General features: G+C 70.7%; 25 protein-coding genes. 12 read left to right on the forward strand and 13 right to left on the reverse strand.

The window, feature by feature from the left end; all coding sequences use genetic code 11:
* Positions 1-34 precede the first annotated feature (34 nt).
* From IE246_RS15380 to IE246_RS15415, 8 genes are all read right to left on the reverse strand, one after another.
* A complete protein-coding gene (locus IE246_RS15380; protein WP_229837228.1) occupies positions 35-1426 on the reverse strand; it encodes a TRAP transporter large permease in 1392 nt (463 codons plus the stop codon).
* Positions 1423-1929 carry a TRAP transporter small permease subunit gene (locus IE246_RS15385; RefSeq protein WP_189991166.1) on the reverse strand — a complete coding sequence of 169 codons (507 nt, stop codon included), beginning with the start codon at positions 1927-1929 and terminating at the stop codon, positions 1423-1425. Before IE246_RS15385 ends, IE246_RS15380 begins: the two co-directional genes overlap by 4 nt.
* A gap of 75 nt (positions 1930-2004) precedes the next feature.
* Positions 2005-2430 (reverse strand): MerR family transcriptional regulator, encoded by a 426-nt coding sequence (locus IE246_RS15390; RefSeq protein ID WP_189991168.1) that lies wholly within the window; start codon positions 2428-2430, stop codon positions 2005-2007.
* 271 nt (positions 2431-2701) lie between these two features.
* A complete protein-coding gene (locus IE246_RS15395) occupies positions 2702-3649 on the reverse strand; it encodes a ribose-phosphate pyrophosphokinase (protein ID WP_189991170.1) in 948 nt (315 codons plus the stop codon).
* A 112-nt stretch (positions 3650-3761) separates the two neighbouring features.
* Positions 3762-4394 carry a hypothetical protein gene (locus IE246_RS15400; RefSeq protein ID WP_189991172.1) on the reverse strand — a complete coding sequence of 211 codons (633 nt, stop codon included), beginning with the start codon at positions 4392-4394 and terminating at the stop codon, positions 3762-3764.
* A 194-nt stretch (positions 4395-4588) separates the two neighbouring features.
* Complete coding sequence (gene proC / locus IE246_RS15405; RefSeq protein ID WP_189991174.1) at positions 4589-5410, reverse strand: pyrroline-5-carboxylate reductase; 822 nt, start codon at positions 5408-5410, stop codon at positions 4589-4591.
* A 53-nt stretch (positions 5411-5463) separates the two neighbouring features.
* A complete protein-coding gene (locus IE246_RS15410) occupies positions 5464-5967 on the reverse strand; it encodes a type III secretion system chaperone family protein (protein ID WP_189991177.1) in 504 nt (167 codons plus the stop codon).
* A gap of 317 nt (positions 5968-6284) precedes the next feature.
* Positions 6285-6680 (reverse strand): accessory factor UbiK family protein, encoded by a 396-nt coding sequence (locus IE246_RS15415; RefSeq protein WP_189991179.1) that lies wholly within the window; start codon positions 6678-6680, stop codon positions 6285-6287.
* A gap of 134 nt (positions 6681-6814) precedes the next feature.
* Here IE246_RS15415 and IE246_RS15420 point away from each other — a divergent pair, with 134 nt between their 5' ends.
* The 11 genes from IE246_RS15420 to IE246_RS15470 all read left to right on the forward strand — a co-directional run bounded on the left by IE246_RS15420 (position 6815) and on the right by IE246_RS15470 (position 15948).
* Positions 6815-7531 (forward strand): alanyl-tRNA editing protein, encoded by a 717-nt coding sequence (locus IE246_RS15420; protein WP_189991180.1) that lies wholly within the window; start codon positions 6815-6817, stop codon positions 7529-7531.
* Positions 7532-7543: 12 nt separating this feature from the next.
* A complete protein-coding gene (locus tag IE246_RS15425) occupies positions 7544-8704 on the forward strand; it encodes an FAD-dependent oxidoreductase (protein ID WP_189991182.1) in 1161 nt (386 codons plus the stop codon).
* Positions 8692-9465 carry an aldo/keto reductase gene (locus tag IE246_RS15430; RefSeq protein ID WP_229837230.1) on the forward strand — a complete coding sequence of 258 codons (774 nt, stop codon included), beginning with the start codon at positions 8692-8694 and terminating at the stop codon, positions 9463-9465. The genes IE246_RS15425 and IE246_RS15430 overlap by 13 nt, the downstream gene beginning before the upstream one ends.
* Positions 9466-9714: 249 nt before the next feature.
* Positions 9715-9915 carry a YgaP family membrane protein gene (locus IE246_RS15435; RefSeq protein WP_189991189.1) on the forward strand — a complete coding sequence of 67 codons (201 nt, stop codon included), beginning with the start codon at positions 9715-9717 and terminating at the stop codon, positions 9913-9915.
* An 88-nt stretch (positions 9916-10003) separates the two neighbouring features.
* Positions 10004-10822, forward strand: a complete 819-nt coding sequence (gene lgt / locus IE246_RS15440) for a prolipoprotein diacylglyceryl transferase (protein WP_189991191.1) — start codon at positions 10004-10006, stop codon at positions 10820-10822.
* The gene (locus tag IE246_RS15445) at positions 10819-11943 is read left to right on the forward strand and encodes a class I SAM-dependent methyltransferase (RefSeq protein WP_229837237.1); all 1125 of its coding nucleotides are present in this window, start codon (positions 10819-10821) and stop codon (positions 11941-11943) included. The genes lgt and IE246_RS15445 overlap by 4 nt, the downstream gene beginning before the upstream one ends.
* 28 nt (positions 11944-11971) lie before the next feature.
* On the forward strand, positions 11972-12736 hold the full coding sequence (pgeF, locus tag IE246_RS15450) for a peptidoglycan editing factor PgeF (protein ID WP_189991193.1): 765 nt from the start codon (positions 11972-11974) through the stop codon (positions 12734-12736).
* Positions 12737-12748: 12 nt separating this feature from the next.
* Entirely contained in the window at positions 12749-13900 is a 1152-nt protein-coding gene (locus IE246_RS15455) for a M24 family metallopeptidase (protein WP_189991195.1), read from the forward strand.
* Between the two features lie 83 nt (positions 13901-13983).
* Entirely contained in the window at positions 13984-14835 is an 852-nt protein-coding gene (locus tag IE246_RS15460; RefSeq protein WP_189991197.1) for a hypothetical protein, read from the forward strand.
* A 140-nt stretch (positions 14836-14975) separates the two neighbouring features.
* A complete protein-coding gene (locus IE246_RS15465; RefSeq protein WP_189991199.1) occupies positions 14976-15407 on the forward strand; it encodes a phasin family protein in 432 nt (143 codons plus the stop codon).
* 190 nt (positions 15408-15597) lie between these two features.
* Positions 15598-15948, forward strand: a complete 351-nt coding sequence (locus IE246_RS15470; protein ID WP_189991201.1) for a tRNA-binding protein — start codon at positions 15598-15600, stop codon at positions 15946-15948.
* A gap of 10 nt (positions 15949-15958) precedes the next feature.
* On the opposite strand, the gene IE246_RS15475 is transcribed toward IE246_RS15470, so the two are convergent.
* From IE246_RS15475 to IE246_RS15490, 4 genes are all read right to left on the reverse strand, one after another.
* On the reverse strand, positions 15959-17545 hold the full coding sequence (locus IE246_RS15475) for an ATP-binding protein (protein WP_189991203.1): 1587 nt from the start codon (positions 17543-17545) through the stop codon (positions 15959-15961).
* 94 nt (positions 17546-17639) lie between these two features.
* Positions 17640-19064, reverse strand: coding sequence for an ATP-binding protein (locus tag IE246_RS15480; protein ID WP_189991205.1), 1425 nt, complete (start codon positions 19062-19064; stop codon positions 17640-17642).
* A gap of 9 nt (positions 19065-19073) precedes the next feature.
* Positions 19074-19832 (reverse strand): response regulator, encoded by a 759-nt coding sequence (locus IE246_RS15485; protein WP_373297891.1) that lies wholly within the window; start codon positions 19830-19832, stop codon positions 19074-19076.
* On the reverse strand, positions 19829-20365 hold the full coding sequence (locus tag IE246_RS15490; RefSeq protein ID WP_189991207.1) for a MarR family winged helix-turn-helix transcriptional regulator: 537 nt from the start codon (positions 20363-20365) through the stop codon (positions 19829-19831). Before IE246_RS15490 ends, IE246_RS15485 begins: the two co-directional genes overlap by 4 nt.
* A gap of 129 nt (positions 20366-20494) precedes the next feature.
* Between IE246_RS15490 and IE246_RS15495 the strand changes: the two genes are divergently transcribed.
* Positions 20495-21397 (forward strand): branched-chain amino acid aminotransferase, encoded by a 903-nt coding sequence (locus IE246_RS15495; protein ID WP_189991209.1) that lies wholly within the window; start codon positions 20495-20497, stop codon positions 21395-21397.
* A 90-nt stretch (positions 21398-21487) separates the two neighbouring features.
* Here IE246_RS15495 and IE246_RS15500 read toward each other — a convergent pair whose 3' ends face one another.
* Entirely contained in the window at positions 21488-21778 is a 291-nt protein-coding gene (locus IE246_RS15500) for a hypothetical protein (protein ID WP_189991211.1), read from the reverse strand.
* Positions 21779-21951: the final 173 nt, after the last annotated feature.

Here is a 21951-nt window from a genome sequence, read left to right on the forward strand (position 1 = left end):
TTGCCAGCCTTGATTGCCCCGGTTTCCGGCGGCGTCAGTCGAACACAGCGCCGGGCAGCCACAGGGCCAGAGCCGGAAACGCCATTACCAGGCCCAGCACGGCGACCTGGATCAGCACGAAAGGAACGATCCCGCGATAGATCGTGCCCATGTCGACCTTCGGCGGCGCCGAACCCTTCAGGAAGAACAGCGCGAAGCCGAACGGTGGAGTCAGGAACGAGGTCTGCAGGTTGATGGCGATCATCACCGCGATCCAGGCGAAGGTCTGTTCGGGAGTCTCGAACCGGTCGCCGAAGTCCAGGCTCTCCAGGATCGGATAGAAGATCGGCAGGGTGATCAGCGCGATCTCGATCCAGTCGATGATGAAGCCCAGCAGGAAGATCACCGCCAGGATCATCGACAGCATCCACCACGCGCCGAGGCCGGTGGCCCCCAGCAGGTCGACGATCAGGTCGTCGCCACCGATGCTGCGGAAGGTGTAGGAGAACACCGACGCGCCGATCACCACGAAGAACACCATGGCGGTGACCGACACCGTTCGTTCCAGGACCTCGCGCAACATGGTCCGGGACAGGCTGCGGTTGGCCACGGTCAGCAGCACCGAGCCGGCGGCGCCGACCGCGCTGGACTGGGTCGGGGTGGCGATGCCGGCGACGATCGAACCGAGCACCAGGGCGATCAGGGCGACCGGTAGCGCCAGGCTGCGGGCGACATAGGCCAGTAGCGACGACCAGGGCATGTCGGGGATGTCGAGGCTCGGCGCGGCCCTCGGCGTCAGCACGCCCCGGGCCAGGAAGTACAGGACGTAGAGCCCGAGCAGGACGGCCACCGGCAGCACCGGTGCCAGGAACATGGTCCCCATCCGCACGCCGAGCAGGTCGGCCAGGAAGAACAGCATGATCGCCGGCGGAAAGATGATCCCCAGCGTGCCGGCGCCGGCGACCGCGCCGGCCGCGAAGGCCGGGTCGTAGCCGCGGTCCAGCATGGTCGGCAGGGCGATCAGCGCGATGGTCGCGACCGACGCCCCGATCAGCCCGGCCGAGGGGGCCAGGATGATGCCCAGGAACGCAACCGCGATCGCCAGGCTGCCCGGGACCCGCCGGAGCACCACCTGCAGGCATACCAGCAACTCGCGGGCGACGCCGGAGCGCTCCATCATCAGGCCCATGAAGATCAGCATCGGTACCGACGGGTACAGCAGGCTCTCGCCGACCGAGCCGTACATGCGGGCGGTGATGTTGGTGATCTCCAGCACCGAGAGCAGGTCGAGCGCCATGCCGATGCCGGCGAAGGCGAGGCCTATCAACGACAGCACCAGCGCCACCGGGTAGCCGCTGAACAGCAGTACCGCCAGCGATCCGGCCATCAGCAGGGGCAACCAGTCCTGCAGCCAGTAGATCAGCGTCTCGGGGAGCAGCTCCGTCATCGGCCGTTCCGCCCGGCGGCGCGCCGCCGGGCGATCGAACGGCGCAGCATCAGCAGCCCCGACATCAGCAGCAGGGCGCCGCCGATCGGCATCAGGCTCTTGACGATCCAGCGCTGGCCGAGCCCCATCGCGGCCTGCGAATGCTCGCCGCTCTCGAAGGCGGTCCAGGCCTGCAGACCGCCGGCGACGATCAGCAGGAGCGCGAGTGGAACCAACGCCAGCAGGACGCCGGCGATCTCGACGGCGTGCCGCCGCCGCTCCGGCCAGCGGGTCCGGAAGACGTCGATCCGGACGTGGCCGTCGCGCAGGTACACCCAGCCGAGCGCCAGCATCACGCTGGCGAAGAACAGGTGCCACTGCAGCTCCTGCAGGGCGGTCGAGCCGGTGTTCATGAACTGCCGGCCGACGATGTCGTAGATCGAGATCGTCACCAGCAACGGAAAGCACACGAGCGCCGCGATCCGGAACGCCCAGTGCAGCAGCCGATCCAGTGGAGCGTCCACCCCCAGCCCTCTTGTGATTGCGTCGCGACACCGTGGGCTCGTTGCCGCGCTATCCGGAGAGCTTAGAACCTCCAGCTACTGGAGGTTCAAGTCTCCCCCGAGGTCGCCGGCGAGCGCCTCGACGATCCGGCAGTCGGACATGGCGCCGCCCTGGCAGCCGGTCACCATGGCCGCGAGGCCGTCGCGCAGGGCGGACAGCCGCTGCAGCCGCTGCTCGACCTCGGCCAATCGGGCGCGGGCGATGTCGATCACCGTATTGCAGGACTCCCCCGGCCGGTCGGACAGATCGAGCATGGTGCGGATCTCGTCGAGCGAGAAACCGAACTCGCGGGCGTGGCGGACGAACGCCAGGCGCCTGAGGTCGGACGTCAGGAACCGGCGCTGGTTGCCGTCCGTGCGGACCGGCGACGGCAGCAGGCCGATCTGCTCGTAGTAACGGATCGTCCGGACGTTGCAGCCGACGGCGGCGGCCGCCTGCCCGATGGTAAGGGTTCCGTTCACCGGTGGCTCCACGGCGGTCCTGGTCACCCCACGACTATGCGCCGGCAGCGGTGCCGTTGCCAAACGAACGCTGGGCGGTCTGAAGCCATGCCGTCGGGATCGGCGGGCGCTCGAGCGACCGGCCGAAGGCCTCTGCGCCGTGCTCGGCGATCAGCAGAAGCGGACGACCGATCAGTTCCTGCTCGTCCCGATGGGCACGATGGGAGCGATGTAAGGCCGTGGATCCCGGATCGCGGCGCCGGGGCGTCCGGGATGACGCCGCTTGGCGCCGTCAGTTGAACAGACTGGAGACCGAGCGTTCCTCGCTGATCCGCCGAATCGCCTCGCCGAGCAGTGCGGCGACGGTCAGCTGCCGAATGTTGCGGGCCACCCGGACCGCAGCGGTGGCCTGGATCGAGTCGGTGGTGACCAGCGAGGTCAGCGGCGAGGAGGTGACGCGCGCCACCGCGCCGCCGGACAGCACGCCGTGGGTGCAGTACGCGTCGACCGAGGTGGCGCCGGCCTCGATCAGCGCCTCGGCGGCGTTGCAGAGGGTGCCGCCGGAATCGACGATGTCGTCGACCAGGATGCAGCGCCGGCCGTCGACGTCGCCGATGATGTTCATGACCTCGGACACGCCGGCCCGCTCGCGCCGCTTGTCGATGATCGCCAGGTCGGCATCCAGCCGGCGGGCGACCGCGCGGGCGCGGGTCACGCCGCCGACGTCCGGCGACACGATCATCAGCTTCTCGTCGCCGTAGCGCTCCTTGATGTCGTCGGTGAACAGCGGCGCGGCGTACAGGTTGTCGGTCGGGATGTCGAAGAAGCCCTGGATCTGGCCGGCGTGCAGGTCGATCGTCAGCACCCGGTCGGCGCCCGCCTTGGTGATCAGGTTGGCGACCAGCTTGGCCGAGATCGGCGTGCGCGGGCCCGACTTCCGGTCCTGGCGGGCGTAGCCGTAATACGGGATGACCGCGGTCACCCGGCGCGCAGAGCTGCGGCGCAGGGCGTCCAGCGTGACCAGCAGTTCCATCAGGTTGTCGTTCGCCGGATAGCTCGTGGACTGCACGACGAACACGTCCTCGCCGCGGATGTTTTCCTGGATCTCGACGAACACCTCCATGTCCGAGAACCGACGGATGTCGGCCTTGGTCATGGGCAGGTTCAGGTAGGCGGCGATGGCCTCGGCCAGCGGACGGTTGCTGTTGCAGGCGAGGATCTTGGGATCACGAGGGCTCATGCGCGGACCGGGTTGGTGGGCGGCACGCCGGGCGGCGGGACCACCGCCCCGTCAAAGCGCGCCGGAACTTAACCGCCCCGGCGGGGCGCTCGCAAGCCGGAAGTCATTTCGGTTACGCCGCCGGTCCGTCCGCGACCGGCCGCCGACGCGCACCCGGCAGCAAGGAATTGGCGGCTTCCTCGGCGCGGGCCAACGCGGAATCAAGCGCCTTCATGGTTACCGCCATGTCCGGGCTGTCGTCCGACAGCCACGCCCGCAATGTGGAAAGCCACACCAGCGACAGCCCCTTCACCTTGAGCGGTCCGAACGGGGGCAGCGGCGACTCGCCGACCGCCTCCAGCGTCCGGGCCATCGATCGGCCGAGCAGCGGCAGCGCAGCCAGTGCCGACGGCGGGTCGAGCGGCACCCCGCGCAGCACCGCGCGCATGCCGTCGCGCCGGGCGCTCAGCACGTCCAGCCGGGCCATCAGCGCCTCGAACAGCCGGTCGCGGACCGGCAGCCCGGGATCGCGGGCGTCGTCGTCCAGGCCGTCGCGCATGCCGTCGTCCACCCGCTCGATCAGGCAGGCCAGCAGCCGCGGCCGGAACGGCCCGAAACCACCCAGCACCGAGGCCTCGGCACCGGAACGGGCCGCCACTTCGCCGGCGGTCAGCGACAGCCACCCGCGCTCGGCGGCGAGGTCGAGGGCGGCGTCCAGGAAAGCGTCGAGGGTGGCCTGTGCGGCCCCGGAGGCGATGTCGGTCATGGTCGACATATTGCCCGTGACGGCGTGGGCGTCCAGGGGTGACTGGGCCTCCCCAACCTGCCGTCATTCCGGACCGGAGCGCCGGAGGCGGGACGGAGCCGGAACCCACAGGCTGCGAATGGCGCCCGTCGCTCCGTGGGTTCCGGACCGGCCGCGCCTTTGCGCGGCCGTCCGGAATGACGACAAAGCAGGACCTACCCCGCCAGCTCCTTCGAGCGGGCCGTCGCCGCGGCGATCGCCTTGTCGAAGATCGGCTGGATGCCGGTCTCCGGATCCATCAGCACCTTCAGGGCCTCGGCCGTGGTGCCGCCGGGCGAGGTGACGTTGATGCGAAGCTGCGAGGCCGGCTCGGCCGACCGGCGGGCCAACTCGCCGGAGCCCGACACCGTCGCGCGCGCCAGCTTCATCGCGAATTCCTCGGGCAGGCCGGCCTTCACACCGGCGGCCGCCAGGGTCTCGATCAGCAGGAACACATAGGCCGGGCCGCCGCCGGACAGCGCGGTGACCGCGTCGATCGCGTCCTCGCCGTCGGCCTCCAGGGCCTCGCCGACCGCCTCCAGCAGGCGGTGCGCCCGGGTCTTCTGGTCGGCGGTGACGTTGGCATTGGCGACATAGGCAGTGATGCCGCGGCCGACCGCGGCCGGGGTGTTCGGCATCGCGCGGACGATCGCCGCCTCGCTGCCCAGGTGCCTCTCGAAATAGCCGATGGTCTTGCCGGCGGCGATCGACAGGAAGCAGGTGCCGGGGGCGACGAACCGCTTCAGCGGCTCCAGTGCGGCATCCATGGTCTGCGGCTTGACCGCCAGCACCACGGTGCCGGGCGCCAGGTCGGCCGGCACGGTGTCGGCGCTGGCGTGGACGGTGACCTCCTTGCGGTCGGCCAGCCCGCCGAGCGATCCGCCGTGCGGCTCGACCACGTGGACGCCGCCGGAGGCTTCCGGGCCGTCCAGCCAGCCGGCCAGCATGGCGCCGCCCATCTTTCCGCAGCCGATCAGGAGCAGGGGCGCAACAGTCATGACGTGATGCCTCGCGTTGTCTCGGGCCCGGCGGTCGCCGCGCCGCGCGCGCGTCAGGCCTCGCCCTGGACGTCCAGCAGGGAGGAGGCGACCGCTTCCTCGGCAGTCTTACCGCCCCAGATCACGAACTGGAAGGCCGGGAAGAACCGCTCGGACTCGCCGAGCGCCACCTCGACCAGATCCTCCATCTGCTCGACCGAGACGCCGCCGGCGCCGCGCACCAGCAGGGTGTGGCGGAACATCGGGGTGCCGTCGTCCGACGACAGGTCGAAATGGCCGAGCCACATCTTCTCGTTCAGCAGCGCCAGCAGCAGGCTGACCTCGCGCCGCTTTTCGACCGGCACCCGGCTTTCCAGCAGGCAGGAGAAGTGCAGCGCGCCGAGATCCTCCTGCCACAGGAAGTACAGGCGGTAGTCGCACCATCGCCCGGCGATCTCGACCGCCAGCTCGTCCGGCCCGGCCCGGTCGAAGGCCCAGTCGTTGGCGCCGACCAGCTCCTCGAGCAGGTCGAGCGGGTGGGGCTGGGCCGTGCCGGTGTCGACATAGGTCAGGGACATATCGGAAGGCTCCCTTCTGGCGCGCGGGCCGGCGCGTCGGAGCGGCCCTGGCGCGGCCGACAGGGTCGCTTGTCGGCCACATCTTGTGGCGCAGGCCGCCGAGTCACCACGAGGGTTAGGATTTCAAAGTCGGAATCGCGGTTCAACACAAGATTTCGCGGGTCAAAAAAGATTCACAGGTAGATATAGGCTTGCCCGCGAAGCTGTTGAAATCGGACGAAAGCCGGTCGGCGCTTCGGTCGTCCGGAATGTTCGTGCAAATCCAATCTATTCCCGGACCGGCGGCCGGGGGCGGCGAATCACCCGTTCCAGCCCGCCTATTCGTCGGCGCCCGACGGAGTCTCGTCGCTGCTCTTGCGGCGCGGGGCCGGACGGCGGGCGGCGGTCGCGGCGCGCCGGCGGGTGGCAGCCGGCTTGGCGGCGGCCGCGGCCGGCTTGCGGGCCGGGGTCTTGGTGGCCGGAGTCTTGGCGGCCAGCGCGGCCTCGAGCTCGGCGACCCGGGCGGCCAGCTTCTCCTGCTCGCCACGCGCCTTGGCGGCCATCGCCTCGACCGCCTCGAACTCCTCGCGGGTCACCAGGTTGCGGTCGGCCAGGAAGCGGTCGAATTGCTGGCGGACCAGCTGCTCGATCTCGGCCCGCACCCCGGCGGCGGCGCTGAGCGCACCGTTGGCGACACGGGCGAGGTCGTCGAAGAACCGGCTCTGGGTCTGCATGGCTCACCTCCTCTCCGGCATATGGCACGCGCAGGCCGGGGCCGCAACCGGCACGCCTGTCGAGCTTGCGTGCGGGGGCGCCGGGCGGGAGGATCGCTCCCATCGATCCCGCAACCCCGCGAGCCCCGACGGTGATGCGCCCCTGGCATATCGAGTATCCCGAAGCGCTGGCGGTCGAGGCGACGGTGCTCGACCGGCGACCCGGCGCGGTGCTGCTCGACCGCTCGCCGTTCTTTCCCGGCGGCGGCGGCCAGCTCGCGGACCGCGGCACGCTGACCTGGTCCGGGGGTGTCCAGACGTTCGAGGGTGTCGATCCGGACGAGCGCGGGTTGTGGCACCGCTTCGCCGGCGCGGGCGAGCCGTACGGGACGGTGCTGCTGCAGGTCGACGCCGGGTTCCGGCGGCTGATGTGCGAACTGCATACCCTTGCCCATGTGCTGAACGCCCTGGTCTACCAGGCGCACGGCGGCGCCCTGCTGACCGGGGCGCAGCTCTCGGCCGACGGCACCTTCCGGGTCGACTTCGACCTGCCGGGCGTCGACAGCGCCTCGCTGCGGGCCCTGGAGGCACCGATGAACGCGGCGATCCGGCAGGACCTTGCGGTCGGCGCCGCCTACATGCCGCGGGAAGAGGCCGAGGCGATCCCCGGCATGTTCCGCAGCAAGTCGGTGGCGCCGCCGCCGAGCCCGGACGGCATGGTGCGCGTCGTCGAGATCGCCGGCCTCGACCGCCAGGCCTGCGGCGGCACCCATCTCGCCTCGACCGGGCAGGCCCGGCTTGCGCGCATCCTCAAGATCGACAACAAGGGCCGGCAGAACCGGCGGATCAAGGTCGGCGTCGGGGCGGCCTGACGCCGGAACGGCATGACCAGGACCATCGACATCGCCATCGTCGGCGCCGGCATCGCCGGGCTGTGGTGCTTCAACCGCCTGAAGCGGGCCGGCTACGACGTGCTGCTGCTGGAGCGCGAGGCGATCGGCTGCGGGCAGACCCTGGCGTCGCAGGGGATCGTCCATTCGGGACTGAAGTACTCGCTGGCCGGCAAGGTGAACGAGACCGCGCGGTCGATCAGTGCCATGCCGGACCGCTGGCGCGCGGCCCTGCGGGGCGAGGGCGAGGTCGACCTGTCGGCGGCCCGCACCCGGGCCGACTCGCAGATGCTGCTGATCCCGGGCGGCATTCTCGGCGGCCTGACCCGGCTGGTCGCGCAGCGCGCGCTCGGCGGCAACACCCGCACCCTGGCCGCGTCGGAGTGGCCGGACGGGCTGAAGGCTTCCGGCTTCCGCGGCTCGGCGGTGTTCATGGACGAGCCGGTGCTCGACGTGCCCGGCATCCTGCGCGCGCTGGCCGACCCGTACCGCGACTCGGTACGCCGGATTCCCGAGGAAGCGGCGGCGGAGCCGCTGGCGTTCCTGCGCGACCGCGGCATCGAGGCGCGCGCCGTGCTGGTCACCGCCGCCGGCGGCAACCACGGCATCGCGCGGCGCAACCGGCACGACGACGGGCTCGAGACCCAGCACCGGCCGCTGCTGCAGGGCCTGATGCGGCCGGCACCGTTCCCGCTGTACGCCCATCTGGTCGGCACCTCCGACAAGCCGGTGGCGACCGTGACCACCCACGAGACCGCCGACGGCGCCCTGGTCTGGTATCTCGGCGCGGCGGTCGCCGAGCGCGCCAAGGAGGCCGATCCCGCGGAGGTCTACGCCGCCGCCCGCAGGGCATTCCGCGACTACCTGCCGGCGGTCGACCTGGACGGGATCGAGTGGGCGGTGCTGCCGATCGACCGGGTCGAAGGCCGGACCCAGGGCTTCCACATGCCCGACACCCCGACCCTGCACCGCGCCGGCACCGTGCTGTACGGCTGGCCGACCAAGCTGACCTTCGCGCCGATGCTCGGTGACATGGTGGCGGTCGAGATCGACCACCTCGGCGTCGCACCGTCCGGCCGGGCGACCGACTTCTCCGACCTGCCCGCGGTCGACTACGCGGTCGCGCCATGGGACAAGGCGGCATGGACCTCGTGAACCTCGGCAGCACCGGGCTGCGCGTCTCGCCGCTCGGCCTCGGCACCGTGAAGTTCGGGCGGAACCAGGGCGTGAAGTACCCGAGCGGCTTCGTACTGCCGGACGAGGACACGCTGGCCGAGCTGCTGGCACTGACCCGGTCGCTCGGCATCAACCTGCTCGACACCGCGCCGGCCTACGGCGCCAGCGAGGAGCGGCTGGGCCGGCTGCTGGCCGGGCAGCGCGACGACTGGGTGATCATCGGCAAGGTCGGCGAGGAATTCGAGGACGGCATCTCGTCGCACGTCTTCACCCCCGACCATTTCCGCCGCAGCTTGGAACGCTCGCTGGAGCGCTTGCGCACCGACCGGATCGACGTGCTGCTGATCCACTCCGACGGCTCCGACATGGCGATCCTGCAGGACGACGCGCTGATGCGGACCATGGCCGACTTCAAGGCCGAGGGCACGGCGCGGGCGATCGGGGTCTCGACCAAGACCGTCGAGGGCGGCATCCGCGCGCTGGAGCTGATGGACGTGGCGATGGCGACCTACACCGCCGACTACCGCGCCGAGGAGCCGGTGCTCGACTACGCGGCCGCCCACCGCAAGGGCGTGATCCTGAAGAAGGTGCTGTCCAGCGGGCACGCCGCCGACGTGCCGGCCGCCATCCGCTTCGCGTTCTCGCACCCCGGGGTGGCGAGCGCGGTGATCGGCACCATCAACCCGGTGCACCTCGAGCAGATCGCCGCCTGCGTCGACGAGGCGACCCGGCGGCGGTGAGGCCCGTCGGTCGGTGGGTTCCGGGTCGCGCTACGCTTGCCCGGAATGACGACATTGAAAGGGAGCGACCGGCGGCATCCTTCCCCTTGCCGTCATTCCGGAGCGAACCGCCCCAGGCGGGGCGCATCCGGAACCCACCGGCTGTTTCGCCGGCATCCCCACTGATCCAGATCAGCGACAGCTTATGGATCCCGGTCTCCAATGCGCCGACCGCGGGCGTCCGGTCCCGCTCTGCCATGGAGAACGGAAATGCAGACCAATGTCGGGCTTGTCGACCGGGTGCTGCGGATCGTCGTCGGCGCGGCGTTGATTGCGGTGGCGCTGCTGGTCGCGCACCCTTACGCGTGGGTCGGCTGGATCGGCGTGGTGCCGATCCTGACGGCGATCGTCGGCTACTGCCCGGCCTACCAGCTGATCGGCCTGAGCACCTGCCCGCTGAAGCGCGAGTGACGGCTGGCCGGCGGCACGCAGGGTTTGCGGGGCGGCGCCGGAGCGCCTAAACCATCCGGCGTCGCCGAGCCACGCACGGACCGCCGCCATGCTGCCTGCCATCGCGTTTCCCGTCATCGACCCGGTGGCGATCGCCATCGGGCCGTTCGCCGTGCGCTGGTACGCGCTGGCCTACATCGCCGGCATCCTGATCGGCTGGCGGTACTGCCTGTGGCTGGCACGGCGGCGGCCGCAGTATTTCGATCCGGCGGCGCTCGACGACTTCGTGCTGTACGCCACCCTCGGCATCGTGCTGGGCGGACGGATCGGCTACGTGCTGTTCTACAACCTGCCGTACTTCGCCGAGCACCCGCTCGAGGCCTTGATGATCTGGCAGGGCGGCATGTCGTTCCACGGCGGCATGCTGGGCGTGCTGCTGGCCATCGGGCTGTTCGCCCGCAAGGTCGGAGCGCCGTACATGGCGGTCGGCGACATCGTCGCGGCGGCCACGCCGATCGGGCTTTTCTTCGGCCGGCTCGCCAACTTCGTGAACGGCGAGCTGTTCGGCCGGGCCGCGCCCGACGTCGCGTGGGCGATGGTGTTCCCGCGCGGCGGGCCGGAGCCCCGGCATCCCTCGCAGCTCTACGAGGCCGCCCTGGAGGGGCTGGTGCTGTTCTTCTTGCTGTTCCTGCTGGCGCGCCGGCCCGAGCTGCGCGAGCGGCCGGGTCAGGTCGGCGGCGCCTTCCTGGCCGGCTACGGCCTGTTCCGGATCGTCGTCGAGTTCTTCCGGGAACCCGACGCCCAGCTCGGTTTCCTGGCGTTCGGCGCCACCATGGGCCAGCTGCTGTCGGTGCCGATGGTGCTGCTCGGCCTCGGCCTGATCGCCTACGCCCGCCGCCGGCCGCCGGCGGTGCCGAAGCCGCGATGAGCCGTTCGGCGATGGCTCTGGCGGACCGTTTGCGCCGCCGGATCGCGGCCGAAGGGCCGCTGTCGGTGGCCGACGTGATGGCGGCGGCGCTGGTCGACCCCGAGCACGGCTACTACACGACCCGCGACCCGTTCGGCGCGGCCGGCGACTTCGTCACCGCCCCGGAGATCAGCCAGACGTTCGGCGAGCTGATCGGGCTGTGGGCGGCCGTGGTCTGGCAGGGCATGGGCGCGCCCGACCCGGTTTCCCTGGTCGAACTCGGCCCCGGTCGCGGCACCCTGATGGCTGACGCCCTGCGCGCCGCCAGGGGCGTGCCGGCGTTCCGGGCGGCGCTGCGGGTGCATCTGGTCGAGGCCAGCCCGGTGCTGCGGCGACGCCAGGCCGAGGCGCTGCGGGACGCCGCCCCGGTGGGCGCCTCGCCTGTCTGGCACGACGCTCTCGACAGCCTGCCGGACGGGCCGTCGATCGTGATCGCCAACGAGTTCTTCGACGCCCTGCCGATCGTCCAGCTGGTGCGCGACGGCCGGGTCTGGCGGGAACGCCGGGTGGCGGTCGACCCGGCCGGCGGCGGCTTCGTGTGGACTCTGACCCCCGGGGCCTCGCCGCATGCCGCCCTGCTGGCGCCGGCGATCCGCGACGCCGCTCCTGACGGCGCCCTGGCCGAAATCTGCCCGACCGGGCTGTCGGTCGCCCGCACCCTGGCGGAACGGGTGGCCCGGGGCGGCGGGGCGGTGCTGGCGATCGACTACGGCCACGCGCCGAGTGGCGTCGGCGATACCCTGCAGGCGGTGAAGGGCCATCGGCCGGTGGGGGTCCTCGATACCCTGGGCGAGGCCGACCTGACGGCGCATGTCGACTTCGCGGCGCTGGGCCGGGCGGTCGTCCAGGCCGGCGCCGCGCAGCACGGGCCGGTGACCCAGGGCGACTTCCTGCGCCGCCTCGGCATCGAGGCGCGGGCCGAGGCGCTGTGCCGGAACGCCGCCGAGCATCAGCGCGCGACCATCCGCAGCGGCTGCACTCGCTTGATCGACCCGGACGAAATGGGCACCTTGTTCAAGGCGGTGGCCTGGACCCCGGCCGCGGCGCCCCCGCCCCCGGGTTTCGAGAGGCCTGACGCGTGACTGCGGCCCAGTTGAGAGTTCCTGAGCGGTGATCCAGATCGAGGGTTTCGACGAGGGCGCGGTCCGCCACGCCTTCTTCACGCGCCGCGGCGGGGTCAGCCGCGGCATCTACACCTCGCTGAACTGCGGGCGCGGTAGCGGCGACAGCCCGGCGGCGGTCGAAGCCAACCGGGCGCGGGCGATGGCGGCCCTCGACCTGCCGGCGTCGGCGCTGTTCACCAACCACCAGATCCACTCGGCCACCGTCGTGGTCGTCGACGAGGCGTCTGACCCCGAGGTCCGGCACGAGGCCGACGCCTTCGTGACCGTCCGCCCGAACGTGGCGCTCGGCGTCATGAGCGCCGACTGCGCCCCGGTGCTGTTCTCGTCGCCGGAGGACGGGGTGATCGGCGCCTGCCACGCCGGCTGGCGCGGCGCCGTCGGCGGGGTGTGCGAGGCGACCATCGACGCCATGCTCGAGCTCGGCGCCCGGCCGGACGGCATCCGCGCGGCGATCGGCCCCTGCATCGGCTTCGACTCCTACGAGGTCGGGCCGGAGTTCCCGGAACCGTTCCTGACCCAGGACCGCGAGAACGCCCGGTTTTTCGAGAAGGCGCCGCGCGACGGCCATTTCCTGTTCGACCTGTCGGGCTACCTGGTGCGCCGGCTGACGGCGGCGGGGATCGGCGAGATCTACCGTCTCGACTGCGACACCTGCCGTGACGAGGCGAATTTCTTCAGCTATCGCCGGTCCCGGCAGCGCGAGCAACCGGACTACGGCCGGATGCTCGCCGCCATCACCATCTCGGAATAGCAGGTACTAGCCATGGCACTGCATTTCGAACGAGCGGAATTCGCGGCGCGGCGCGACCGGACCCTGGCGGCGATGGCCGAGGCCGGCCTGGACGGGCTGCTGATGTTCAAGCAGGAGAGCATGTTCTGGCTCACCGGCTACGACACCTTCGGGTTCTGCTTCTTCCAGTGCCTGTACCTGGACGCCGACGGCAGCTTCGTGCTGCTGACCCGGGCGCCGGACCTGCGGCAGGCCCGCAACACCAGCCTGATCGAGGATATCCGGATCTGGGTCGACCGCGACGGCGCCACCCCGGCCGACGACTTGCGCGACCTGCTGGCGGAGAAGGGGGCGAAGGGCAGGCGGCTCGGTGTCGAGTACGACAGCTACGGGCTGAACGCCCGCAACGGCAAGCGGCTGGACGCCGCGCTGGACGGCTTCGCGGCGCTGGCCGACGCCTCCGAGCTGGTGTCGCGGCTGCGCATGGTGAAGTCGCCGGCCGAGCTGGCCTATGTCCGGCGGGCCGCCGAGCTGGCCGACGACGCGCTCGAGGAAGCGCACCGGCTGACCGGTCCCGGCGCCGACGAGGGCGATATCCTGGCTGCCATGCAGGGGGCGGTGTTCAAGGGCGGCGGCGACTACCCGGGCAACGAGTTCATCATCGGCTCCGGCCCGGACGCCCTGCTGTGCCGCTATTTCACCGGTCGCCGCAGGCTGGGTAGCACCGACCAACTGACCCTGGAGTTCGCCGGGGCCTACCGGCACTACCACGCCTGCTTGATGCGGACGATCCCGGTCGGCCCGGTGCCCGACCACCAGCGCCGGATGTTCGACGCCTGCGCCGCCGCACTGGAGGCCTGCAAGGGCGCGCTGCGGCCGGGACGGCCGATCGGCGAGGTGTTCGACGCCCACGCCCGGGTGATGGACGGCCACGGCTTCCGGCATGCCCGGCTGAACGCCTGCGGCTATTCGCTGGGCGCTGTGTTCGCGCCGATCTGGATGGACTACCCGATGTTCTACCACGCCAACCCGGAGCCGGCGGCCCCGGGCATGGTGTTCTTCCTCCACATGATCCTGATGGACAGCGAGGCCGACCTGGCGATGACCCTGGGCGAGACCGTGATCGTCACCGACGGCGAGCCCGAGCGGCTGTCCCGGATGCCCCTGGAGCTGGTCTGCCGCTAGCGTCCCGGGAACCCGACGATGCCACACCTCTGGATCTTTCTTGCGATGCTGCTGCTGGGGCTGCTGGTCGGATGCTGGGTGATGTGATCTGGGGCCGCGCGGCCCCGGTCCTGGTCGCCGCGGCGCTGGCGCTAGCCGGCTGCGGGCAGGTGCCGCAGCCGTTCTCGAAGGACCGGGCCGACCTGGCCAAGGCGCCGTTCCTGATCGCGCCGACCACCGAGGGCGTGGTGGTGCTGCCGGTCGAGGGGGTCGACGCCGAGACCGGCGAGATGATCGCCGACCTCACGGCCAGGGCCCTGCAGAAGCAGGACGTGGTCGCCGGCACCCGCTCCAGCAATCGGGCCAGCCTGTTCCTGTCCGGCGCGGGGCGGCGGCGGCTGGATGGCGCCATGGAGATCACCTGGACCCTGGCACGGTCCGACGGCACGGTCGTCGGCCAGCGAACCGACGCGATCGCCTCCGACGAGCAACTGGCCGAGTCCACGGCCAGCGTCGCCGCCTGGCTGCGGCCGCGGGTGGCGCCGGCGGTGAAGACCGTGCCGAAGGTCGCGGTCTACCCGGTCGACGGGGCGCCGGGCGACGGCAACGACCTGCTGCGCCGGGCGCTCGCCCTGGCGCTCGACCGGGCGCCGGTCGAGCTGACCGACGACCTGGTGCAGGACGGCCACGTGGTGCAGGGCGACGTCTCGGTGGTCCGCCAGAACGACGGCCGCGACAGGGTCGAGATCTGGTGGACGGTGATGGACGCGCAGGGCAAGCAGATCGGCACCGTCGACCAGCGTAACCAGGTTCCGGGCGGGTCGCTCGACAAGTCCTGGGGGGCGGTCGCGGCGCCGATCGCGAACGCCGCGGTCGGCGGGATCGTGGCGCTGCTCAAGCAGTCGGAGGCGGTCAAGGCGGCGGCCGCGAATGCGCCGGCGAAGCTGCGCGAGTGAGGCGCGACGGCCATTGCTGCACTGCACAATGGCCATTGACATTCGGCCGGGCCGATCGCATCTATACCCGGTAATTGTGCGGTGCAGCATCGCGCCGCGCCGGTGGAGCGAAACGTCCAGGTGGGACGAAGGAGAGCGCAATGGCCGAGTTCAAGAATCCCTTCATGGAGATCGACGTCCAGAAGATGATGGGCGAGTTCCGGATCCCGAACGTCGACGTCGAAGCCGTCGTCGCCGCCCAGAAGAAGAACATCGAGGCGCTGACCAGCGCCAACCAGCTCGCCGTCGAGGGCATGCAGGCGGTCGCCAAGCGGCAGGCCGAGATCCTGCGCCAGACGGCCGAGGAGCTGCAGAAGAACATGCAGTCCCTCATGGAGAACGGCGCGCCCGACGCCAAGGTCGCGAAGAGCACCGAGCTCACCAAGACCGCCTTTGAGAAGGCGATCGCCAACATGAAGGAGCTGTCCGAGATGGTCTCCAAGTCGAACGCCGAGGCGTTCGACGTGATCAACAAGCGGGTCGCCGAATCGCTCGACGAGATCCGCGACCTGACCAAGGCGACCAAGAAGTAACGCCTGCTCCCGAGGCGTGTGTGCGGGGAGGCCGTCCCGGGCGACCGGGGCGGCCTTCCTGCGTTCGGGGACGGCGCGGGTCGGTCCGGGTCTCCGTCGCGCGACGTGACTCGCTTGTCTCGGCCTTGTCCGTGGCGCCGGGGGCGTGCTACCCGACCTGCCACGATCTGGCGGGCATCGGGAGGCGGGCATGGCTGACGTGGAAGCGACGATCGGCTTCGGCGACTTCATGAAGGTCGACATCCGGGTCGGAACGGTGGTCGACGTGCAGCCGTTCCCCGAGGCCCGCAAGCCGGCCTACAAGCTGTGGGTGGACTTCGGACCGGAGATCGGCACCCGCAAGAGTTCGGCGCAGATCACCGTGCTGTATACGCCGGAGACGCTGATCGGCACCCAGGTGGCGGCGGTGGTGAACTTCCCGCCGCGGCAGGTCGGCCCGTTCATGAGCGAGATCCTGGTGCTCGGCTTTCCCGACGCCGACGGCAACGTGGTGCTCATCCGGCCGACCCACCCGGTCCCGAACGGCGGCCGTCTGCACTGACGGCCGACGGTCAGCAGACCAGTCGCCACGGCTGCCCGCCCGGCGCCTCCTGCAGGTCGCCGGCGCCGGGCAGGAACGCACCGGTCGTCGCATCCCAGCGCAGCGGCGGCTGCGGGTCGGTTCCGGCGGGGGCCGGAGGCACGACCCGGGCGGCCGGCAGGGTGACCGTGACCTGGGTTCCCCGCCCCGGCACGCTGGACAGCTGCAGGACGCCGCCGTGCAGCTCCGTGAGGGCCTTGGCGAGCGGCAACCCGAGGCCGGTGCCCTCGTGCTTGCGCTGCAGCGTCGACTCCACCTGCTCGAACGGGCTGAAGGCCCGCGGGATGTCCTCGGGGCGGATCCCGATGCCGGTGTCCGTGACGGACAGCGTCAGGTCGCCGTCCCGGTTCAGGAAGCCGCTGACCTCGATGCGGCCGCCGGCCCGGGTGAACTTCACGGCGTTGGACAGCAGGTTGAGCACCACCTGCCGGATCTTGGTGACGTCGCACCGCACCCGGAGGCCGCCGGGCAGCCGGGCCGACAGCTCGACGCGCCCGCCCGAGGCCCGCGGAGCCATCAGCCGCAGGCACGGCAGCACGAGGTCCTCCAGCGGCTCGTCCTCCTCGTGCAGGTCGAACCGGTTGGACTCGGCCTTGGCGATGTCGAGGATGTCGCCGATCACCAGCATCAGGTGCTGGCCGCTCTGGTGGATGTCGCGGGCGTAGCCGCGGTACGGCGCCGGAATCGCGCCGCGCAGTTCCTGCGCCATGACCTCGGAGAAGCCGATGATGGCGTTCAGGGGCGTCCGCAGCTCATGGCTCATCAGCGCCAGGAACTCCGACTTGGCGCGGTTCGCCGCTTCGGCGGCACGCTGGCTGTCGAGGGCGGCGCGTTCGCGTTCGGCGCTGGTCGCGGCGTCGATGGCGGCGGTGTGCCTCAGATGCTGCAGCCGCAGCACGACGCCGCTCACGGCAGCCGCGACCACGAAGAACAGCGAGCCGAGCAGGATCGACTCGGTGCGGGCGTTCAACAGGAACGCCTCGGCCGGGACGTCGATGACGAACGCGCCCATGACGTCGTTCAGGCGCCAGGGCGGGCGGCCCTCGAGGTACCGGTTGTGGCAGTCGACGCAACCCTGCTGGCTGGCGATCGACGGGGCGATCGTCCGGAAGGTCCGCTGCCCGCCGGTCACCCACCACCGGCTGGACGGCTCGACGTTGCCGCTGCGGGCGGCTTCGCGGATCGCCTCGCCGGTCGCCGGATCCGAGGGCGCGGTGCGGATCTCCCGGCCGGGCACGCCGAGCCACAGCAGTTGCAGCACGTTGTCGCCTTCGCGGGCCATGTTGAAGCGCTCGATCGAATGGGCCCGGAACGACGCGGGAACCGGCGCGTCCGTACCGAGGTGCCGGCCGCGGATCTCGGTGTAGTCGGCCACGAACGCGTCGACCAGCTGCAGCGCGGTGACCTTCTCCTCGAACTTGTTGGTCTCGAACCAGTGGACGCTGATCCGGTAGCTGGCGACTCCGAGTGCTACGGCGAAGGCCGCGATCAGCCCGATCACGGTGATCGAGAGCCGTCCCGACCTGCTCTTGAAGAACGAACCAAGGGCTGCGGCCATGCCCACCTCGTCAGCTCGCCGCAAGTCTGACGGCAGCGGCGAAACAAAACGTTAACGCTGCGACGAATTGAAGCGGCGGGGCCGGCGCGACGCCTCAGACCGGCAGCCTGATCACCGCCCGCAGCCCGCCGCGCGGCGAGTCCTCGAGCATCAGGTCGCCGCCGTGGCCGCGGACGATGTCGCGGGCGATCGTCAGGCCGAGGCCGGTGCCGCCGGTCGCCGGGTTGCGCGACGGCTCGAGCCGGACGAACGGCTGGAAGGCGTCGGCTCGCTTGGCCTCTGGGATACCGGGGCCGTCGTCGTCGACCACGATCTCGACCTGGTCGCCGGCCCGCACCACCGTGATCCACACCCGCTTGCCGTAGCGCTTGGCGTTCTGCAGCAGGTTGGCGACCGCCCGCTTCAGGGCGTTCGGCCGGACCGGCAGGGCGGCGGCGCCGGCGTCCGGGCGCTCGAACGCGATCGGCGGGCCGTCGCGGCGCTCCGACTGCACCACGTCGGCCACCAGCTCGCCGACGTCGCTGTCGACCGGCAGCTCGGTGCCCTCGCCGCGGGCAAACGCCAGGTAGCCCTCGACCATCTTCTCCATCTCGCCGACGTCGGCCTGCAGCTCGGCGACCTCCTCGCCGCCGCCGAGCATCGCCAGCTGCAGCTTCATGCGGGTCAGCGGGGTGCGCAGATCGTGGCTGACGCCGGCCAGCATCTCGGTGCGCTGGGTGAGCTGGCGGTTGATGCGGTCCTTCATCTGCAGGAACGAGCTGGCGGCCTGCCGGACCTCGGTGGCGCCCTCCGGCTTGAAGCCGGTCACGTCGCGCCCCAGGCCGAACGCCCGGGCCGCCACCGCCAGCCGGCGGATCGGCCGGATCTGGTTGCGCATGAACACGATGGCGATGGCGAACAGCACCAGCGACGAGCCGACCATCCACAGCAGGAAGATGTAGGTGGTCGAGCTGAACAGCCGCTTCTTGTGGGCCAGCACCTGCAGCACGCCGTCCGGCAGCTGCACCAGGATCTCGATCTGCCGGTCGCCGGTGTCGGTGTCCATGACGTAGGGCCGGCGGACCTTGGTGCGCATGGCGTCCTGCATGGCGACCCGGGTGTCGTCGAAGAACGCCAGCGGCGGCCGGTTCGGCAGGATGTCGCCGGGCCGCCAGTCGAGCACGATGTCGAAGTGCCGGTCGGCCCGCTCGGATAGCCGGGCCACCGCCTCCGGGGTGATCGGCGGCCGCAGCTCCTCGATCAGGAAGGCGATGTCGCCGGCCAGGCTGTGGACCAGCCGGCGGGTCATGATCTCCCAGTGCCGGTCGTAGAACACGTAGGCCGAGATTGCCTGCATCAGCACCAGCGGGGTGACGATGATCAGCAGGGCCCGGCCGAACAGGGTCTTCGGCAGGAACTGCTTCACCCACCGGTCGAGCTTGAAGCCGCCCAGCCTGGTGCCGTCGGCCTTGGGCTCGCCGCGGCGCGAGCGGGCGGCGCCGGTGAAAGCGGGACGGTCGGTTCGGGTCGCGTCGGCCATGCGGGGACCTCAGCTTTCCAGCCGGAGCACGTAACCCTTTCCGCGGACGGTCTGCAAGAAGCGCGGGAATTTCGGGTCCGGCTCGATCTTGCGGCGCAGGCGCGTGATCTGCACGTCGACCGTCCGGATCCCGCCGTTCACGGCGTTGCCGTCGACCAGGTCCTCGCGGGTGAAGGTGACCCCGGGCGCCACCGCGAAGGCCCGCAGCAGCGTGGCCTCGGCCTCGGTCAGCCGCACCGGCAGCTCGCCGCGCCACAGGATGTTCTGCCCGAGGTCGAACCGGAAGGCTCCGAACCGGACCTCGCCGCCGGCCGCGGCGGCGGCCTGCGGCACCGCCGGCTCGCCGACACGGCGCAGGATGGTGCGGATCCGCAGCAGCAGCTCGCGCGGCTCGAACGGCTTGGCGAGATAGTCGTCGACCCCGCTCTCCAGGCCGGCGATCCGGTCCTCGGCCTCGCCCATGGCGGTCAGCATCAGGATCGGGATGCGCTGGCGCTGGCGCTGGCGCAGGTCGTGGGTGAGCTCGACCCCGCTCTCGCCGGGCATCATGACGTCCAGGACCATCAGGTCGTAGGACACGCCGGCCATGCGGGCGCGGGCCTCGGCGGCGTCGGCCGCGGTCGACACCCGGAAGCCGTTGTCGGACAGGAACCGGCGCAGCAGCTCGCGCAGCCGGCCGTCGTCGTCGACCACCAGGATGTGCGGCAGGTCGTCGGCACAGGCGCCGCCCGCCTCCTCGGCCAGGGTGTGGGGGCGCGGCGCCGTCACCGCTTGCCGGCGCCGGCCTTCAGGCGGGCGGCGCCGAGCGGGCCGCCGGTCCCGGGCACGTCGAAGCGCCGCCGGTCCTCGGGATCGATGATGCCGTGCAGGACCAGGTTGAAGCCCTGCACCGCCTCGGCGCCGGCGTTGCGGAACGCGGTGGCGATGCGCTCGCGCTGGTTGGCGGTCAGCCGGCGCTCCAGCTCGACGCCCTTCTGGGTCAGGGTCAGCAGCCGCTGGCGGCGGTCGCGCTCGCCCGGCCGCTGCACGATGTAGCCTTCCTCGACCAGGTGGCTCAGCACCCGCGACAGGCTCTGCTTGGTGATGCGCAGGATCTTCAGCAGTTCGGACACGGTGATGCCGGGGTTGCGCCCGACGAAGTAGATCACCCGGTGGTGCGCCCGGCCGAGGCCGAGGTCGGCCAGCATGGCGTCGGGCTCGCCGGTGAAGTCGCGGTAGGCGAAGAACAGCATCTCGATCGCCTGGCGCAGTTCCTCCTCGCGCAGGAACAGGGGATTCGCAATGCCCTTTACGTCAACCATGTTGACTTACTTTCTTCCGAATGTTATGCGTCGGGACCCAATCGGGAAACAAAAGAACCTCACGAAACGGTCGACGGATCGTTTCTGACCGGCGCGAAACCGGACGACATCCAGGCAGGAAACGACATCATGTCCTTGATTCCCTTCGACGACCGTGACGGCGCGATCTGGTTCGACGGCGAACTGATTCCCTGGCGCGACGCCAAGGTGCACGTTCTGAGCCATGGGCTGCATTATGCCAGTTCCGTGTTCGAGGGCGAACGCGTTTATGGTGGCCGTGTCTTCAAGTCGCTGGAGCACACCCAGCGGCTTCAGCGCTCGGCTAGGACGCTCGACTTCGAGATTCCCTACAGCGCCGAGGAGATCGAGGCGGCCAAGCGGGCGGTCATCGACTCCATGGGCATCGTCGACGGCTATGTCCGCCCGGTGGCTTGGCGCGGCAGCGAGATGATGGGCGTGTCGGCCCAGCAGAACCGCATCCACCTGGCGATCGCCGCGTGGGAGTGGCCGTCCTACTTCGACCCGGCGGCCAAGATGAAGGGCATCAACCTGGCCCTTTCGGGCTGGCGCCGTCCGGCCCCGGACACCGCGCCGGTGCACGCCAAGGCGGCCGGCCTGTACATGATCTGCACGCTGTCGAAGCACAAGGCCGAGCGCGAGGGCTTCCACGACGCGCTGATGCTGGACTACCGCGGCCTGGTGGCCGAGGCGACCGGCGCCAACGTGTTCTTCGTGATGAAGGACGGCAGGATCCACACCCCGGTGCCGGACTGCTTCCTGGACGGCATCACCCGCCGCACCGTGATCGAGCTGGCGAAGTCGCTCGGCTACGAGGTCGTCGAGCGGCAGATCAAGCCGGAGGAGATGGCCGACGCGCAGGAGTGCTTCCTGACCGGCACCGCCGCCGAGGTCACCCCGGTCGGCACGATCGGCGACTACAAGTTCACCCCGGGCGACATCACCCGCGCCCTGGTCGAGGGTTACGACGCCCTGGTGCGCGCCGATCCGGCGAAGGCCCAGGCGGCGGAGTGACCGCCGACCCGGCTCGCCGGGTCCCGAAACGCGAAAGCCCCGGCCTCGGTCGGGGCTTTTTCGTAGGCAGGTGCGATATCGATCTCGCCCTCAGGAATCGTGAGTCCCCGCCGGTTTCCTGCGCTCGTCGGCCTGCCACCAGCCGTCGCCGCTCGCCAGCAGGCAGGTCGGGCCGCCGGGGATTGTCAGCACAATGGTCCAGCTGCCGCCGGCGGAGCTGAACACCTCGAGAAGGTTGCCGTTGCGGTCGACGCCGGTGGCGCTGACGGTCTCGCCAAAACGCGTGGCCAGCGCCGATACCACGGCTTCGCGCGCGGCGCAGGCCATCTGTGCGTGGACTGGTGCAGCCGGCATCAGCAACAGCGCGACCGCGCCCCACATCGCCCCTCGGACTGCCCCGACAAGAGTCCGATTCATGGCTCACCTCCTTCCCGGAGACCATCCTTGGTTCCGATGGAGGACGACGCGTCGTCGTAGAATGAATATGGGATGAAGACTCAGGAAATGTAAGACGACCGTCGCCGGCTCACGCAGAGTCTACCGACGAGCCGGGC

Source organism: Thalassobaculum fulvum, from assembly GCF_014652915.1.
Taxonomy (GTDB): domain Bacteria; phylum Pseudomonadota; class Alphaproteobacteria; order Thalassobaculales; family Thalassobaculaceae; genus Thalassobaculum_A; species Thalassobaculum_A fulvum.

What these genes read in the sequence shown, in the direction of transcription:
- IE246_RS15455 (WP_189991195.1), top strand. Translation starts at nt 12,749, where the DNA reads ATGGCACTGCATTTCGAACGAGCGGAATTCGCGGCGCGGCGCGACCGG.
- IE246_RS15445 (WP_229837237.1), top strand. Translation starts at nt 10,819, where the DNA reads ATGAGCCGTTCGGCGATGGCTCTGGCGGACCGTTTGCGCCGCCGGATC.
- lgt (WP_189991191.1), top strand. Translation starts at nt 10,004, where the DNA reads ATGCTGCCTGCCATCGCGTTTCCCGTCATCGACCCGGTGGCGATCGCC.
- IE246_RS15400 (WP_189991172.1), bottom strand. Translation starts at nt 4,394, where the DNA reads ATGACCGACATCGCCTCCGGGGCCGCACAGGCCACCCTCGACGCTTTC.
- IE246_RS15420 (WP_189991180.1), top strand. Translation starts at nt 6,815, where the DNA reads ATGCGCCCCTGGCATATCGAGTATCCCGAAGCGCTGGCGGTCGAGGCG.
- IE246_RS15470 (WP_189991201.1), top strand. Translation starts at nt 15,598, where the DNA reads ATGGCTGACGTGGAAGCGACGATCGGCTTCGGCGACTTCATGAAGGTC.
- IE246_RS15435 (WP_189991189.1), top strand. Translation starts at nt 9,715, where the DNA reads ATGCAGACCAATGTCGGGCTTGTCGACCGGGTGCTGCGGATCGTCGTC.
- IE246_RS15430 (WP_229837230.1), top strand. Translation starts at nt 8,692, where the DNA reads ATGGACCTCGTGAACCTCGGCAGCACCGGGCTGCGCGTCTCGCCGCTC.
- IE246_RS15475 (WP_189991203.1), bottom strand. Translation starts at nt 17,545, where the DNA reads ATGGCCGCAGCCCTTGGTTCGTTCTTCAAGAGCAGGTCGGGACGGCTC.
- IE246_RS15480 (WP_189991205.1), bottom strand. Translation starts at nt 19,064, where the DNA reads ATGGCCGACGCGACCCGAACCGACCGTCCCGCTTTCACCGGCGCCGCC.
- IE246_RS15425 (WP_189991182.1), top strand. Translation starts at nt 7,544, where the DNA reads ATGACCAGGACCATCGACATCGCCATCGTCGGCGCCGGCATCGCCGGG.
- IE246_RS15495 (WP_189991209.1), top strand. Translation starts at nt 20,495, where the DNA reads ATGTCCTTGATTCCCTTCGACGACCGTGACGGCGCGATCTGGTTCGAC.
- IE246_RS15500 (WP_189991211.1), bottom strand. Translation starts at nt 21,778, where the DNA reads ATGTGGGGCGCGGTCGCGCTGTTGCTGATGCCGGCTGCACCAGTCCAC.
- IE246_RS15465 (WP_189991199.1), top strand. Translation starts at nt 14,976, where the DNA reads ATGGCCGAGTTCAAGAATCCCTTCATGGAGATCGACGTCCAGAAGATG.
- IE246_RS15395 (WP_189991170.1), bottom strand. Translation starts at nt 3,649, where the DNA reads ATGAGCCCTCGTGATCCCAAGATCCTCGCCTGCAACAGCAACCGTCCG.
- proC (WP_189991174.1), bottom strand. Translation starts at nt 5,410, where the DNA reads ATGACTGTTGCGCCCCTGCTCCTGATCGGCTGCGGAAAGATGGGCGGC.
- IE246_RS15415 (WP_189991179.1), bottom strand. Translation starts at nt 6,680, where the DNA reads ATGCAGACCCAGAGCCGGTTCTTCGACGACCTCGCCCGTGTCGCCAAC.
- IE246_RS15410 (WP_189991177.1), bottom strand. Translation starts at nt 5,967, where the DNA reads ATGTCCCTGACCTATGTCGACACCGGCACGGCCCAGCCCCACCCGCTC.
- IE246_RS15380 (WP_229837228.1), bottom strand. Translation starts at nt 1,426, where the DNA reads ATGACGGAGCTGCTCCCCGAGACGCTGATCTACTGGCTGCAGGACTGG.
- IE246_RS15490 (WP_189991207.1), bottom strand. Translation starts at nt 20,365, where the DNA reads ATGGTTGACGTAAAGGGCATTGCGAATCCCCTGTTCCTGCGCGAGGAG.